A 14982-nucleotide genomic window follows, 5' to 3' on the forward strand; every position below is an offset into this window, starting at 1 on the left:
CGCCCTCGCTCAGGCGCACGCTATGAAGGGAGAGCATATGAAGAGTTTCGTTGCCGAGGATTCGTTTTGGGAGCTGTTTCCGCAGGCGGCTATCGGCGTTGTGGTCGTAAAGGGCATGAAGCCCGCGGCGCAGATTTCCCAGGAGGACGTGGATGCGATTGCCGCGTTGCTCGACCGCGCCAATATCGATGCGGAGCGTCACCTGACGAGTGATACCATCAGCGAGAATGCGCCGGTTAAGGCCTGGCGTGACGCGTACCGGCTGTTCAAGACTAAAAAGGGCGCGCGTTGCTCAGTTGAGAACCTGCTCAAGCGCGTGCTCAAAGGCAAGCCGGTCGGCCACATCACGCCGGCGGTGGATATCTACAACACGATTTCGTTGACTTATGCGCTGCCCGTTGGCGGTGAGGATTTGCATGCTATTGAGGGCAATCTGCGCCTGGCGGTGACCGACGGCGGCGACGCGTTCTTGCCACTTGGCGAGGAGGCGGACGATCCGACGCTGCCTGGCGAGCTCGCCTACATCGATGATGCGGGCGCCGTGTGCCGTTGCTGGAACTGGCGCGACGGCGTTCGAACGGCTCTGTCCGACGATTCGGCCGATGCGTTCCTGGCGATTGAGTGCGTGGAGCCCGAGCGGATGGGGGATTGCCAGGCCGCCATCGATCGCTTGGCCGAGCTGCTTGAGCGCTATCTGGGAGCGACGGTTGTCGTTAAGACGCTTGTAACCCGCGACAATCCCTGCGTGGAGCTGTAGCGGCGCCTAGAACCTATTGATGCCCCAAACCACCACAAAGGTGCCTGTCCCTTTGTGGTGGTTTTTATGTTGATGGGTTAACAAATGGGATGTTTGGGTACGGGGGGCTCGGACGTGCGTCTAAGATGTTTACCCGTTAGCATCATGTAAGCGAAAGGCGGTCGTCACCATGCAGTGGAACGACGAGACACGTTTTGAGGACTTTGTCGGACTGATCAGCGGCCTCTACAAGGAGATTCAGCGCATCAAGACGTCCGAAGGTGCAAGGCTGGGCCTCAAGGGCTCCGACGTCATGTGCCTGTACTATCTTGAGCGCAGCAAGGACGGCCTGACTGGTGCCGACCTCGCCCGCATGGCCGGCGTTACCCGAGCCGCCGTTTCGCGCACACTGGCACATCTGGAGGAGGGCGGCTACGTCGAGGTCGACGACTCAGGTGATGCGGCCGTCAAGTACCGCGCTCCGGTTCGCCTGACCACGCTGGGTGGCGAGAGCATGAACGAGGCCGATCGCATCATTCGTGAAGTGCTCGACACCACCGGTAAGGCCATGGGCGTGGAGCAGCGCGAGCAGATGTATGCGTCGCTGCGTACGATTCTCAACACCTTGCGCGATATCTAAGGCCGCCAAGGCATTTGCTTCCAATTAACAACTGCATAGTCCCGTTTGAGCGCGTATACCGTGCCGGGGCATTGCTGTCAAAATTCCCCGCGCGAGGTCCGCGCAAGAAAGGATTCGCTATGTCCATTCGAATTATTACCGATTCCGCGAGCGATATGACGCCGGCTGAGCATCCCGCTCTGCGTGTTCTGCCGCTGTCCGTTACCTTTGGCACCGATGTGTATATGGATGGCGTCGACATCGATCACCAGCGCTTTTACGAGATGCTCGTGGAGCGCGATGAGCTGCCCAAGACTGGTCAGGTCAACCCGTATGCCTTTTCACAGGCGATTGCCGAAGCGCGTGAAGCCGGCGATGAGGCTGTGATTATTACCGTGGGCGCCAAGCTTTCGGGCACCAACCAGAGTGCTCGTACGGCACTTGCCGAGGCGCCGGGCGGCGACGTGTTCGTCGTGGACAGCAATAACGTGACCTTGGGCGAGCGCGTGCTGGTCGAGTATGCGCTGCGCTTGGTGGACGAGGGCCGTAGTGCGGCCCAGATCGCGGCAGCGGTCGAGGCCGTGCGCGACCGCGTGGTGGTTATCGGCCTGCTCGAGACGTTGGAGTATCTGGTGCGTGGCGGTCGTCTGTCTGCTGCGGCCGGCGCCGTGGGTACGCTGCTCAACGTGAAGCCGGTCGTGGCCGCCGAGGACGGCCTCATCGTGCAGTTGGGCAAGGCGCGCGGTTCCAAAAACGGTCGAAACTTGTTGAACCAGAAGGTCGAGCAGGCGGGCGGCGTCGACTTTTCCATGCCGCTGGCGCTCGGCTATACGGGCCTTTCGGACGCGGTGCTCAAGAAGTATATCGATGACAGTGCGGCGCTGTGGGCTGGCCACACCGAGGGCGAGCTGCCCGTCCACACTATCGGCGCCACCATCGGCACCCACGTAGGTCCCGGCGCCGTAGCCGTAGCCTTCTTCCAGCCCGCCAATTAACCGACTTGCCATAAACCACCATAAAGGGGACAGGCACCTTTGTGGTAGTTTATGCTTTTCCGGGTGGAAGGGAGTGAGCAATGGCGTCTGAGGGCTTTTTTGAGCGGGTGTACGAGGTGGTCGAGCAGATTCCCGAGGGGATGGTCGCCACGTACGGACAGGTGGCGCTGCTCGCCGGTCGTCCGCGAAGCGCGCGCTATGTGGGCTATGCGCTGCACAGCAATCCGCGTCCCGGCGAGATTCCCTGTCATCGCGTGGTATTTGCCGACGGTCGCATTTGCGAGGGCTTTGCCTTTGGCGGCCCCGATGCTCAGCGTGAGCTTTTGCTAGGGGAGGGTGTGGCGTTTAAGGACGACATGCACGTCGACTTGGTCGCCTGTCGCTGGCCAGCAGGGCTCTAGCGGCTCTGCCGTGGCCAAAACCACCACAAAGGTGCCTGTCCCCTTTGTAGTGGTTTTAGTTTACCCGAGCTAACATATGAAGAAGATATGACGGAGCATGTTTTCGCTACAAAGTAAACCTAGGTGAACTATATTGGTTTCAGCAACGGAGCAGGCAATAGGCGATGAAAAAGCCTGCCCTGTTGAGTTTGATTCGCATTCCTCCCCTCTGTGCGATTCAACGGTGTACTTCGGGAACAGGCCCGCTGGCAGTTAGTTGCCAGCGGGCCTGTTCCTGTTTCGGTGAGGGGTCAGCCTCACCGTCTATGTTGTGTGAAAGCGCTTTGCCTAGTACACCATGCCCATGGCGTCCTGAACCTCGGCCAGGGTCTGCTCGGCGATCTCGTTAGCGCGGCGATTGCCCTCGTGCAGCACGTCCTTGACGTAATCCAGATCGTTCTCGTAGCGCTGGCGACGCTCGCGGATCGGCGCGAAGTACTCGTTGACGGCCTCGGTCACGTACTTCTTGAGCTGGCCGGAGCCGCCCATGCCGATCTCCTCGGCAATCTCGACCTCGGAACGACCGGTACAGATGGCAGCCGTCGAAAGCAGGCCGGACACACCGGGGCGGTTCTCGGGATCAAACGTGATCATGCGCTCGGAGTCGGTCTGGCTCTTCTTGATGCGCTTGGCCGTCTCCTCGGCGGTCATCGAAATGTTGATGGCGTTGCCGTAGCTCTTGCTCATCTTGCGACCGTCAAGGCCGGGCAGCAGCGGGGTCTCGGACAGCAGCGCTTCGACCTCGGGAAATACCTTGCCATAGCGGTTGTTAAAGCGGCGAGCGATGGTGCGGGTGAGCTCGATGTGCGGCAGCTGGTCGCGACCGACGGGCACGACGTTGCCCTTGCAGAACAGGATGTCGCAGGCCTGGTGCACCGGGTAGGTGAGCAGAAGGCCGGTAAGCTCGTGGCCCGAGGCCTCCATCTCGGCCTTGACCGTGGGGTTGCGCGCTAGCTCGGCCTCGGACACCAGCGACAGGAACGGCAGCATGAGCTGGTTTGCGGCGGGCACGGCGGAGTGCGCGTAGATCATGGTCTTGTCGGGGTCGATGCCGCAGGCAAGGTAGTCCATGACCATGTTGTACACGTTGTCCTGGATATGCTCGGTGGTGTCGCGGTCGGTGATGACCTGGTAGTCGGCGATGAGCACGTTGGTCTTGGCGCCCATGTTCTGCAGCTCAACGCGGCCCTTGAGGGTGCCGAAGTAGTGACCCAGGTGCAAGCGTCCGGTCGGGCGGTCGCCGGTGAGCATGGTGAACTTCTCGGGCGTCTTTGCCAAGCCCTCGCGAATGGCGTTGCTCTTTTGCAGCGCGACTTCGTAGCTGTTCTCGTTTGGCATGATTGCTCCTAACGTATGCGTATTGGTCAAGATGATAACGCGTTTATTGAAAGAGGTAGGGCGTAAGTGGGTGAGGTGCCGGTGGGGCGAGGGCTATGCGGCGGTCGCGGCACGGTCGCGAGCGGTCAGCGGCAATGAGTTGCTTTCTCGGCAATAAAACCTAGCGCCTGTGGTGGCGCTCTTCTTTACGTTCCTCGGCTGCTTGCTCCTCCTGCTTAAAAGCAGGGTCGTCGGGGGTTACCAGCTCGTCCTCGTGTGTGCGCTTGTTGTAATGGTGGCGCAGGACGGGCTCAAACAGGTGCAGATGCTTGGCGAAGGCAGCCGACCCAATGGCGAGCACGACAAAGATGAGCACGCGCGTGGGCACCTCGACCTGATTGATCGCGGCGGCGCCGGCCGAAAGCATGATGCACCAGGCGTAGATGAGCAGCACGGCCTGCTTTTGGTTGTAACCCTCCTGAATGAGGCGGTGGTGGATGTGGCCCTTGTCGGCCTGTCCGATGCTAATGTGGGCGCGCTTGCGACGCACGATGGCGCTGAACGTGTCGATGATGGGCACGCCTGCCACGATGAGCGGGATGATGAGTGAGGTGAGCGCGGCGGTGCGGCTCACGTTGAGCAGCGAGATGGAGCCCAAGGCGAAGCCCAACAGCAGCGACCCCGAGTCGCCCAAGAAGATGCTCGCAGGGTTGAAGTTGTAATGCAGAAAAGCCATGCACGAGCCAAAGAGCGCGATGGAGAGCGCGGCGGCGTCGATACGGCCCGAAAGCATGGCCATCGTGAACATGGTGAACGATGCGATGCCGCAAATGCCCGTGGCCAGGCCGTCGAGGCCGTCGATGAGGTTGATGATGTTGGTGAACGCCACCAGGTAGATCACGGTGATGGGGTAGGCGAGCCAGCCAAGCATGATATCGCCAGGGGCAAACGGGTTGACGATGACGCCGATGCGCAGGCCGCCCACGCAGGCGATGAGCGCGGCGAGGACCTGACCTGTCAGCTTTTGCTTGGGCTTGAGCTGGTAGACGTCGTCGATTGCGCCGGTCGCAAAGATGACGGTAAAAGAAAGCGCCAGTATGGGGTAGCTGATGTGCAAGAGGGGATGAGGCACCAAAACGGGCGGCCAGCCCAGGTACCAGGTGCCTAGGATCTGCACAATGCAGGCGACGATGAGGCCCAAAAAGACCGCCGTGCCGCCCATGCGCGGGATGGGTTTAGTGTTGATGCGGCGCTTTGAGGGATAGTCGACGGCGTCGAGCTTGATTGCCAGGCGCTTGACCAGGGGCACCGCAAGGAAGGTCGTGATAAAAGCCGCGACCGCCACGCAAAGGTACGGTATGAAGCTCGTGGAGGAAGCCATGAATCGATAAACCGCCAAGCGTCGAAGGAAAAGGTCAAAGGACGCTACGCGCAAAAGGGCATAGCTGACCCATGATACTCGACCGAGGGGGTGCGGGGGTTTGCGCCGTGCGATTATCACGCGCTTACCAGATATTGGGATGTTGGCGGGGGTTCTGCCGAGTGCCGTTGGGTGTCATACGGGATCTGCGATGGCAATTTTTGGCAAAATCGCAAAAGAAAACCACCCCCCACGTTACGAAAATGAACCCACCTAAAACAGGTGGGTGCCCTCATCGACTGTTCCAGCGTCCTTAACAACGAAGGATACCTGTACTAAGTACGACTGTGTGGGCTCCCTAAATAAACGCGACGGTTCACCCAGTTGCTCCGCGGGGGGCGGAATACCTACATCATAAAGCGGCACTTTGTTGATTCCAGTCTTGACATTACAAAAATCGTGTCGGACGATTACGGCGCCTTGGGCTTGGAACCGTCTGTGCGGTCCGGGCCTTTACGTTTGAGCTGCTGAATCGTTGTTTTGGAGCATGTTTTTATGCCGACGTCGTTGACCGAACTTTTTTCGCCCGCCTGCCATTTGTGTCCACGCCGTTGCGGCGCGGCACGCGACGAGGGCGCGCGTGGCGTGTGCGGCGCCGACGACACGCTTAAGGTCGCCCGCGCGGCGCTCCATATGTGGGAGGAGCCGCCCATTTCGGGCGAGGCTGGCTCGGGCACGATTTTCTTTAGCGGCTGCTCGCTCAAATGCGTCTACTGCCAAAACCACGAGATCTCGACGGGCAATTTCGGTCTTGAGATTACGTCCCAGCGTTTGGTCGAGATTATGCTGGAGCTGCAGGACCAGGGTGCCAACAACATCAACCTGGTGACTGCGACACACTACGCGCACCTGCTGCCGACCGCTATTGCCGCGGCACGGGCGCGCGGGCTGGACATCCCGATCGTCTACAACACGAGCGGCTATGAGCGGGCGAGTGCCGTGGCTGCGCTCGGCGATCTAGTCGATGTGTGGCTTACCGATTTTAAATATGCCGATGCGAGGCTTGCGCAGTCGCTCTCTCATATTCAGGATTACCCGCGTGTAGCCGTGTCTGGCCTGGCTCAGATGGCGCGCGAGATTAAGCGCCGCGGGGGAGAGCTGGTGGACGAGGACGGGCTCATGAAGCGCGGCATCATCGTGCGTCACCTGGTGCTGCCGGGTCATGCGGACGATTCGTGCCGCGTGCTGGACCTGGTGTGGCAGACGGTGGGTGACGTGCCGATTTCGGTCATGAACCAGTACACGCCCAATGCGCTCATGCGCGAGCAGGGCGGCGAGTTGGCACGCGCCGTGACGCGCGAGGAGTACGAGCAGGTGCTCGATCATGCCGACGACCTGGGCTTTACGACGATGTTCTGGCAAGAAGGCGGAGCGGTAGACGAGAGCTTTACCCCGGCGTTCGACACCACCGGTGTCCTCACCAGCGCAAAGTAGCGCGTTCGCCGATGATTTTTCTGGGACGGGGATTAAAAAATCATCGGGTGGCTCGGACGTTCGAAAAGTAGCCAAAACAGCCCCGTCCCAAAAAGACTGGGTATTGGGCGTTGACAGTTGGCGAGCCGTAGGTAAAATATCAACTTGTCCTGGGGACGTAGCTCAGTTGGGAGAGCGCTGCCGTCGCATGGCAGAGGCCGAGGGTTCGACTCCCTTCGTCTCCACCCTTGGATTTGATAAGCCGCTGACATTGTGTCGGCGGCTTTTTTTAAAAAGAAAGGGCAATACCATGGCCGAGCTTGAGTCCCAACCACTGTCTGCCGAGGAGCGCGCCGAGTTGGAAGAGCTCCGCGCCGAGAAGGCTCGTCGCGAGGCCCAGGAAGAGGCGCGCCGCGAGCGTGAGGAGCTGGCCGCCCTGCGTGCCGAGCGCGAGAAGGCCGAGGAGGCCGCTGCGAAGGTTGCGCCCGCGCCCGCGCCCAAGCCCGCGCCTGCACCCAAGCCTGCCGCTGCGAAGCCCGCACCCACCGCACCCAAACCTCAGCCTAAAAAGGCCGCTCGTCCCAAGCCCGTCGAGCCCAAACCGAGCCGTGACGAGATGACCTTTGCCCAGCGCATGGTCACCTCCAAGGAGCCTACGGGCGAGAACGAGATCCCCGGCATGGCTCCGGCTCAAAAAATCATCATCGTGCTCGCCCTCATCGCGTTTATCGTCTTTATGGTCTACACGATCACGGGCAGCATGGGCCTGCACTAACGTGTTCGCGCCGGGCTCCATGCCCGCACGTTCGCCTCGCCCAACCCTCAACCTCTGCACAACACATCCGAAAGGTCGCCCCATGGCTTTGACCGACATCTCGCATCCCACCGACATCGCAATGCTCACCGATCTGTACGAACTCACTATGGCCCAGGGCCTGTGGGAGAGCGGCAAGGCCAATGAGCAGGGTTGTTTTACGGCGTTTTACCGTGACCATCCCTTTGGCAGCGCGTATGCCGTCATGTGCGGCACCGCCGAGCTGCCCGAGCTTGTCGAGAACCTGCGCTTTACGCCCGAGGACATCGACTACCTCGCCTCGCTCCAGGCTCCGGCCGGCGGCGCGATGTTTAAGCCTGCATTCCTCGATTACCTGCGCAACTTCCGTGCACACGTGAATATCGACGCCGTGCTCGAGGGCGAGCTCGTCTTTCCGCGCGAGCCCATGGTGCGCGTCACCGGCCCGGCGCTGGAGTGCCAGCTGCTCGAGACCGCGCTGCTCAACATCGTCGGTTTCCAGACGCTTGTTGCCACCAAGACGGCGCGCGTGGTACTGGCGGCCGATGGTCGCCCCGTCGCCGAGTTCGGCCTGCGTCGTGCCCAGGGTCCCGATGGCGGCCTGGCTGTTGCGCGCGCGAGCTACGTGGCCGGCTGCTCGTCCACGTCTAACGTGCTTGCCGGGCGCCGCTACGGCATCCCCGTCTTTGGCACACACGCGCACAGCTGGGTGATGAGCTTCGATTCCGAGCTCGAGGCCTTCCGCGCCTTTGCCAAGTCGAGTCCCAAGAACTGTACGCTGCTCATCGACACCTACGACGTGCGCGAGGGCTGCGAACATGCCATTACGGTCGCCAAGGAGATGGAGGCGGTGGGCGAGCGCCTGTCGGCTATTCGCATCGATTCGGGCGACCTCGCCAAGCTGTCCAAGTATGTCCGCGGCCGTTTCGATGCTGAGGGCCTGCCCTATGTGGGGATTTCGGTCTCCAACGACCTGGACGAGTACACGATCCAGTCGCTGCTCGACCAGGGCGCGCCCATCGATAGCTTTGGCGTGGGCACCAAGCTCGCGACCTGCTACGATCAGCCGGCGTTGGGCGGCGTGTACAAGCTTTCGGCCCGCCGCGCGAGCGAGACGGACCCGTGGACGCCGGTGGTGAAGCTCTCCGAGCAGCCTTATAAGCGCACGATTCCGGGCATGCAGCGTGTGCGCCGCTATTACGACGGCTTTGGCGGCCCGGTCTGCGACATGATCTATGACGAGGATCATCTGGCGGGGGAGGGCGCCGCGCGCGGCAATACCCTCGTGGCCGTGAACGATGCCGCCCTGGTGACCGATGTATCCGAGCTTGAGTATCGCGAGCTGCTGGTGCCGATCGTACGCGATGGCAGTGCGGTAGCCCCGCGCGAGAGCATCGAGGACGCACGCGAGCGCTGTGCTTGGGCAATCGATCATCTGGACGCGGCTTTCAAGCGCTTCCTGTATCCGCAGACCTACGTGGTGGGCATGGAACAGGGCTTGGCCCAGGTGCGCGACGAGCTCGTGCGCAAGAACATGGCCGCGGCTTCGGCCTTCCCCTGGGCAAAATGATCCGAAGGGGACGGAGGAAAACGGATCATTTTCGTCCGTCCCGCACCGGGTGCCCCGGCTGCTCCAGCTCGCCCGCCTGCTCAACACTCGATTGGTTTGACGTATGACGACTTCTTATAAAACGATGGTGGTAAAGATCGGCTCGTCCACGGTGGTGGGTGCCGACGGTAAGGTCAACCGCGCGTTTATCGGTGGCCTGGCCGATCAGGCCGCGGCCCTGCGCAAGCTCGGCTGGCGCTTGGTCGTGGTGAGCTCCGGCGCCATTGCCTGTGGCTATCCCGTTCTGGGTTTCGACCGCAAACCGGTTGGCGATCTGCCGAGCCTGCAGGCCTGCGCCTCGGCCGGCCAGTGCATCATCTCGTCGGCCTACGACGAGGAGTTCCATGCGCGCGACCTACTCACCTCGCTCGTGCTGCTCACGCGCCATGACACGGCGCGCCGTACGTCCTACCTGCACGCGCGCGACGCCCTGCTGTGTCTGGTGGAGCTGGGCGTGGTGCCGGTCGTCAACGAAAACGACACCGTCACCGTCGACGAGATCAAGTTCGGCGACAACGATACACTCGCGGCCCTCGTGAGCTGCCTGGTTTCCGCCGACCTGTGCGTGACGCTCTCGGACATCGACGGCCTCTACACCGCCAATCCGCACGAGGATCCGACGGCCGAGTTTGTCCCGGTCGTGCATAAGATCGATGCCAAGATCATTGCCTCGGCGGGTGATTCTTCGACCTCGGTGGGTACGGGCGGCATGATCACCAAGATTCGCGCGAGCCGCATTTTGATGACGGCCGGCATTCAGAGCGTGATTTGCTCGGGCGAGGAGCCCGATGCGCTCGTGCGCCTGGCCCGCGGCGAGAGCGTGGGCACGCTGTTCGACCCGCCGGCGGAGCGCCTGGATATTGCGCCGCGCAAGCTGTGGATCGCGCTGGGTGACAAGGCACATGGCTCGGTAACGGTTGACGACGGTGCCGCGAAGGCGCTGGTCAGCCGTGGCTCGTCCTTGCTCGCGGTGGGTATTCGCCAGGTCAATGGAGAGTTTGCCGAGGGCGATGTGCTCGATGTGTGCGATCCGAGCGGTATGGTCGTCGCCCGCGGTATCGCCGAGGCCGATTCGGACGTGCTGGAGCTTGCTGCCGGCCGCCGCCAGGACCAGATTGCCAGCAACCGCCTGCTGGCAGACCTGGCCGAAAAGCCCGCGATTCATCGAGACAACTTAATTGTCTTCGCCTAACGGGTCGACGCTGCGCGCCGCCCAGAGCGACAATTTGTCATTCAAAAGGCGAGGCATGACCATCAGGTCTATGCCTCGCCATTTTCATGCCAACTTGTTCGCTCTGGGCGGCGCTCGCGTCTTTTGTTCGACCTACGATTTAAAGCCACTCGCTTAGGGGCGTTTTCGCTTTCCGCCTTCTACCTGCGGTGGCCGTAACGCCGGCATATCGTAAGTTGCGGTGAAATAGTTCCTGTTTGGCGGCTTTAAAGCCTTTAGCAGTCCCTATTTCACCGCAATTCGTTGAGGCGGCGGGGTCCCTCTGCCGGCACTTGGGGACGTTCTTTTTGTGCCGGCAGGTGGGGACACTCCTTTGCTAGAAGATCTGGCGCAGGTCTCCTCGGTTGAGGGCTTCGTTGAAGAGGTGCTTGAACACCACGCTGCCGTGCAGACCGTCGTGCTCGAACTCGTTGGTCACCCAGGCATGTGAGTTGCCCACGCGGCTGAGCGTGTCGAGCTGCAGGTCCGAATCCACGTACATGTCGTCGAAATACACCGCGGCCTGGAGCGGCACTTCGTTGCAGGCCAGGCGCTGCGGGTCGTAGATCTTGTCCCAGCTTGTGTCTTCCATCAGCAGGTCCATGGCGGGCTTGAAGGGCTTGAGCTCGGGCATCTGCTCAAACATCCACGGGAACATGGCCTCGCCGGTAAACATGAGCGGGCGCGCGAGCGTGTCGAACTCGGCACGGTGTGCCTTCTCTTCTGCCGCGGCCCAGCGAATGGGCATGGTATCGCCGTCGGCGTAGATGAACTCCTGAAGCGTCCAGTACAGCGGATTCGTGCGCGTGTTGGTGCGCTCGAAGGCGCGCATCAAAAAGCTGTCAGATACCGAGGCACCGCAGGTCAGCGTGCCGTCGCCAGTAACAAACGCGTGATCGATAATCCAATGCATGCGCTCAAAGCTCGGCTTCATGCCAAAGTCGCTGCCCATGAGCTGTAGGCGCTCGACCGTCATCGGCGAGCCGTCGGGCAGCACGGGCTTCTGGGCTTCGAGCGCATCGGCTAGGGCTGCCACGCGCTCGACGTCAGCGGGGTAGCGGTCATAATACTGCTGCGTCTTGGCGGCCATGCGCGGGAAGGTGTGCGCGTAGACCTCGCTTGCGCTCGCCGGCACGTGGGGGATGCCGCCGCAGGTAAAGCTCGCCGCCACGCCCTCGGGGAAGAGCGACAGATAACTCAGCGTCAAAAAGCCGCCGTAGCTCTGGCCGAGCGTGACCCAGGGCTTACCGCCAAAGCCCACCAGGCGCAGGTACTCAAAATCGCGCACGATGGAGCTGGCGAGGTGGCGCTTGAGGAAGTCCGCCTGCGAGCGTGCGGCATCGGAGCCGGCCGCCGTCGCGCGCTCGCCCAGAGCCGCGATCGTACGCCCGTCTACACAGCTGCTGCGCCCCGTGCCGCGCTGGTCGGGAAGGACCACGCGGAAGTGTTTGACGCCTTCCTCAATCCAGCCGTCGCTCGTGGGTGAGAGCGGACGCGGGCTCTCGCCGCCGGGGCCGCCCTGCAAAAACAGGAGCAGCGGCAGATCGTCGTTGATGCGGTCGGGCGCGCAAACCACGCGGTAGAAGAGCTTGATGCTCTCGGGCGCGCCGGCGATGGGTGCCGGCATAGCGCCGCGGCGCATGGTACTGCCGACGGCCAGGAGCATCGGCTCCAGGCCGCGCCAGTCAAGGGGGACGTCGATGCTGTGGTCCTCGACGTAAAGGCCGGGGACGTGGTACGAAGTGATGAGGGCCATGTGAGTCTTCCGTTCGTTGCGGTGTTTCGGGTTGACCAATTCTACCGCCGCGGGCGAGGCCATGCGCAAATCGGCTACCATGGTTGCAAACTTCTAGGAGAAAGGGCCGCCCATGTCGGTCGATATAGCCACGTATGTCCACGATCTTGCCGTTGCCGCCAAGGCAGCGTCGGCCTCGCTTGCCACGGCGAGCGATGAGCAGCGTCAGGAGGCCGTGCGCGCCATGGCCGCAGCACTGCGCAACGGTGTCGACTCCATCGTCGCCGCTAACGAGCTCGATATGTCCGCCGCGCGCGATGCGGGCACTTCGGCCGGTCTGCTCGACCGTCTGCTGCTGACGCCTGAGCGCGTCGAGGGCATGGCCGCCGGTTTGGAGAAGCTCGCCGAGCTGCCCGATCCCGTCGGCCGCGTGCTCGACCACCGCGTGCTTGCAAGCGGCGTGGACCTGACCCGCGTGAGCGTGCCGCTGGGCCTGGTCGCCATGGTCTACGAGGCGCGCCCCAACGTGACGGCCGACGCCGCAGGCATCTGCATCCGTACCGGCAACGCCTGCATTCTACGCGGCGGCTCGCTGGCCTATCACTCGTGTGCCATGATCGCCGAGCTGCTGGCCGATGCGCTCGAGGCCAAGGGCTTCCCGCGCGAGGCCGTGTCGATGATCGAGTCCACCGACCGCGAGGCCACCGGCGAGCTCATGAAGCTCCGCGGTATTGTCGACGTACTCATTCCGCGCGGAGGTGCAGGCCTGATCCAGCGCTGCGTGCGCGAGTCGCTTGTGCCGGTGATCGAGACGGGCACGGGCAACTGCCACATCTACGTGCATGAATCCGCCGACTTTGATAAGGCGCTCAACATTATCGTTAATGCCAAGACCCAGCGCGTAGGCGTGTGCAATGCCGCCGAGTCGCTGCTGGTCGACCGTGCTGCGGCCGATGCGTTTTTGCCCGCGGTCGTGACCGTGCTGCATGACCACGGCGTGCTCATTCACGGCGACGAGGCAACCTGCGCCGCATGCGCCGATGCCGGGCTTGCCGAGGGTGATGACTACGTTGCCGCGACTGAGGAGGACTGGGGTCGCGAGTATCTGGCGCTCGAGATGAGCGTGAAGGTCGTGGCGAGCGAGGACGAGGCCATCGCACACATCAACCGCTACGGCACGATGCACTCCGAGGCCATCGTTGCCGAGGACACGGATGCTTGCGAGCGCTTCCTGGATGCGGTCGATGCCTCGGCCGTGTACGCCAACGCCAGCACGCGCTTCACAGACGGCGGCGAGTTTGGCCTGGGCGCCGAGATCGGCATCTCGACCCAAAAACTCCACGCCCGTGGTCCCTTTGCCGCCGAGGCCCTCACCACCTACAAATACAAGCTCCGAGGCACCGGCCAGGTCCGCCCCTAGCGTCCGCGCAAACAAAAACCACCACAAAGGTGCCTTTCCCCTTTGTGGTGGTTTTAAGTGGCGCGGGCGGTTAGGCCTGGAAGGTATCGTGGTCGGGGGCGAAGGACTGCATGGCTGCGATGGTGCGGTCGAAGAGCTCAGGAAGCTCCCAGCCCAGCATCTCGGCGCCCTGCGAAATCACGTCGCGCGAGCAGCCGGCGGCAAAGCGCTTGTCCTTGAACTTCTTCTTGAGCGACTTGGTCGTAAAGTCCATAACGCTCTTGCTCGGGCGCATGATGACTGCAGCGCCGATCAGGCCGGTGAGCTCATCGCAGGCAAACAGGATCTTTTCCATCTGCAGCTCGGGCTTGGGCAGCGAGGTATTGAAGTCCGACGTGTGCGTCTGGATGGCGCGAATGAGCTCGGGAGACGCACCTTCATCCTTAAGAATCTTGGCAGCATAGATGGTGTGGTTCATGGGGTCGTCCTCATGCTCCTCCCAATCCAGGTCGTGCAGCAGACCGACGATGCCCCAAAACTCCTCGTTCTCGGGGTCGAACTCGCGCGCAAAGTAGCGCATAGTGCCCTCGACCGTCTCGCCATGGGTGATATGGAACGGGTCCTTGTTGTGCTCATTGAGCAGTTCGAACGCGCGGTCGCGGGCGATTCCGGCGGTAAGCGGCTCTGCCATAAGAGACTCCTTGTGCTCGTGGGTATCGATAAGAATGAATACTACTAGAACAAGAAAACCACCACAAAGGTGCCTGTTCCCTTTGTGGTGGTTTTTGGCGCGGATGGGTTAGTTGAGGGCGGCTTGGGCTAGGCGGGCTTCGGCGGCCTCCTCGGTGACGCCAAGGGCCACGGCGAACTCCTCGATGGAGCGGCGTTTGGCCTCCTTGAGTACGCGCATGTAGTAGGAGCTGGGTTTTTTATCAGCTTCCTCGGCCTGGCGAATGCGGTGCATCATGGTCTTTGCCACGCGGACCGTCTCGGGCGCGCCCAGCTTGAGCTGCTGCTTAAAGTGTGTCTCCTCAAGCGAGCTGTTGCGCTCGGTAAAGGTGTCGCACTCCAGCTCGTCATAGTGGCTCAGCAGGTGCTCGGCATCTTGCTGAGAGATGGCGGCGTGCAGACGGTCGGCCTGCGCCACGGGGTACATGAGGATCGTCTGCGCATGTCCCTGCTTGGTCTCGAGCAGCAGCATGGGCTGCGGTGTGTCGTCCCTAAAACCGACGACGGTGCAGACTCCCTGGCCCGGATGAATGACGTGTTGACCGATTGAGAACATGCTACCTCCAA

General features: G+C 62.0%; 14 protein-coding genes and 1 tRNA gene. 10 read left to right on the plus strand and 5 right to left on the minus strand.

The window, feature by feature from the left end; genetic code table 11:
- The first annotated feature begins 37 nt into the window (after positions 1-37).
- The 4 genes from ACKUTP_RS05680 to ACKUTP_RS05695 all read left to right on the plus strand — a co-directional run bounded on the left by ACKUTP_RS05680 (position 38) and on the right by ACKUTP_RS05695 (position 2751).
- The gene (locus tag ACKUTP_RS05680; protein WP_409063767.1) at positions 38-757 is read left to right on the plus strand and encodes a B3/4 domain-containing protein; all 720 of its coding nucleotides are present in this window, start codon (positions 38-40) and stop codon (positions 755-757) included.
- Between the two features lie 169 nt (positions 758-926).
- Positions 927-1376, plus strand: coding sequence for a MarR family winged helix-turn-helix transcriptional regulator (locus ACKUTP_RS05685; RefSeq protein WP_409063768.1), 450 nt, complete (start codon positions 927-929; stop codon positions 1374-1376).
- Between the two features lie 119 nt (positions 1377-1495).
- On the plus strand, positions 1496-2350 hold the full coding sequence (locus ACKUTP_RS05690; protein ID WP_409063769.1) for a DegV family protein: 855 nt from the start codon (positions 1496-1498) through the stop codon (positions 2348-2350).
- 80 nt (positions 2351-2430) lie between these two features.
- A complete protein-coding gene (locus tag ACKUTP_RS05695; RefSeq protein ID WP_409063770.1) occupies positions 2431-2751 on the plus strand; it encodes an MGMT family protein in 321 nt (106 codons plus the stop codon).
- A 327-nt stretch (positions 2752-3078) separates the two neighbouring features.
- On the opposite strand, the gene trpS is transcribed toward ACKUTP_RS05695, so the two are convergent.
- Together trpS and ACKUTP_RS05705 are read right to left on the minus strand one after the other, a co-directional pair.
- Positions 3079-4128: a tryptophan--tRNA ligase gene (trpS, locus tag ACKUTP_RS05700; RefSeq protein WP_117757745.1), complete on the minus strand. Its 1050-nt coding sequence runs from the start codon at positions 4126-4128 to the stop codon at positions 3079-3081.
- A gap of 160 nt (positions 4129-4288) precedes the next feature.
- Complete coding sequence (locus ACKUTP_RS05705) at positions 4289-5488, minus strand: glycosyltransferase family 4 protein (RefSeq protein ID WP_409063771.1); 1200 nt, start codon at positions 5486-5488, stop codon at positions 4289-4291.
- Between the two features lie 534 nt (positions 5489-6022).
- Here ACKUTP_RS05705 and ACKUTP_RS05710 point away from each other — a divergent pair.
- From ACKUTP_RS05710 to proB, 5 genes are all read left to right on the plus strand, one after another.
- Entirely contained in the window at positions 6023-6961 is a 939-nt protein-coding gene (locus tag ACKUTP_RS05710) for a radical SAM protein (RefSeq protein WP_409063772.1), read from the plus strand.
- A gap of 151 nt (positions 6962-7112) precedes the next feature.
- A tRNA-Ala gene (locus ACKUTP_RS05715) sits at positions 7113-7185 on the plus strand.
- A 65-nt stretch (positions 7186-7250) separates the two neighbouring features.
- Positions 7251-7715: a hypothetical protein gene (locus ACKUTP_RS05720; protein ID WP_409063773.1), complete on the plus strand. Its 465-nt coding sequence runs from the start codon at positions 7251-7253 to the stop codon at positions 7713-7715.
- Positions 7716-7797: 82 nt separating this feature from the next.
- Entirely contained in the window at positions 7798-9303 is a 1506-nt protein-coding gene (locus ACKUTP_RS05725; protein WP_409063774.1) for a nicotinate phosphoribosyltransferase, read from the plus strand.
- 103 nt (positions 9304-9406) lie between these two features.
- Positions 9407-10534, plus strand: coding sequence for a glutamate 5-kinase (gene proB, locus ACKUTP_RS05730; RefSeq protein ID WP_409063775.1), 1128 nt, complete (start codon positions 9407-9409; stop codon positions 10532-10534).
- A gap of 355 nt (positions 10535-10889) precedes the next feature.
- Here proB and ACKUTP_RS05735 read toward each other — a convergent pair whose 3' ends face one another.
- On the minus strand, positions 10890-12308 hold the full coding sequence (locus tag ACKUTP_RS05735; protein ID WP_409063776.1) for an alpha/beta fold hydrolase: 1419 nt from the start codon (positions 12306-12308) through the stop codon (positions 10890-10892).
- Between the two features lie 112 nt (positions 12309-12420).
- On the opposite strand from ACKUTP_RS05735, the gene ACKUTP_RS05740 reads away from it, so the two are divergent.
- Entirely contained in the window at positions 12421-13707 is a 1287-nt protein-coding gene (locus tag ACKUTP_RS05740) for a glutamate-5-semialdehyde dehydrogenase (RefSeq protein WP_409063777.1), read from the plus strand.
- A gap of 70 nt (positions 13708-13777) precedes the next feature.
- On the opposite strand, the gene ACKUTP_RS05745 is transcribed toward ACKUTP_RS05740, so the two are convergent.
- Positions 13778-14377 (minus strand): HD domain-containing protein, encoded by a 600-nt coding sequence (locus ACKUTP_RS05745; protein WP_409063778.1) that lies wholly within the window; start codon positions 14375-14377, stop codon positions 13778-13780.
- A 108-nt stretch (positions 14378-14485) separates the two neighbouring features.
- On the minus strand, positions 14486-14971 hold the full coding sequence (locus ACKUTP_RS05750; RefSeq protein WP_006235480.1) for a CarD family transcriptional regulator: 486 nt from the start codon (positions 14969-14971) through the stop codon (positions 14486-14488).
- Positions 14972-14982 lie beyond the last annotated feature (11 nt).

Origin of the sequence: Collinsella sp. wc0529 (genome assembly GCF_046116875.1) — a bacterium.
Taxonomy (GTDB): domain Bacteria; phylum Actinomycetota; class Coriobacteriia; order Coriobacteriales; family Coriobacteriaceae; genus Collinsella.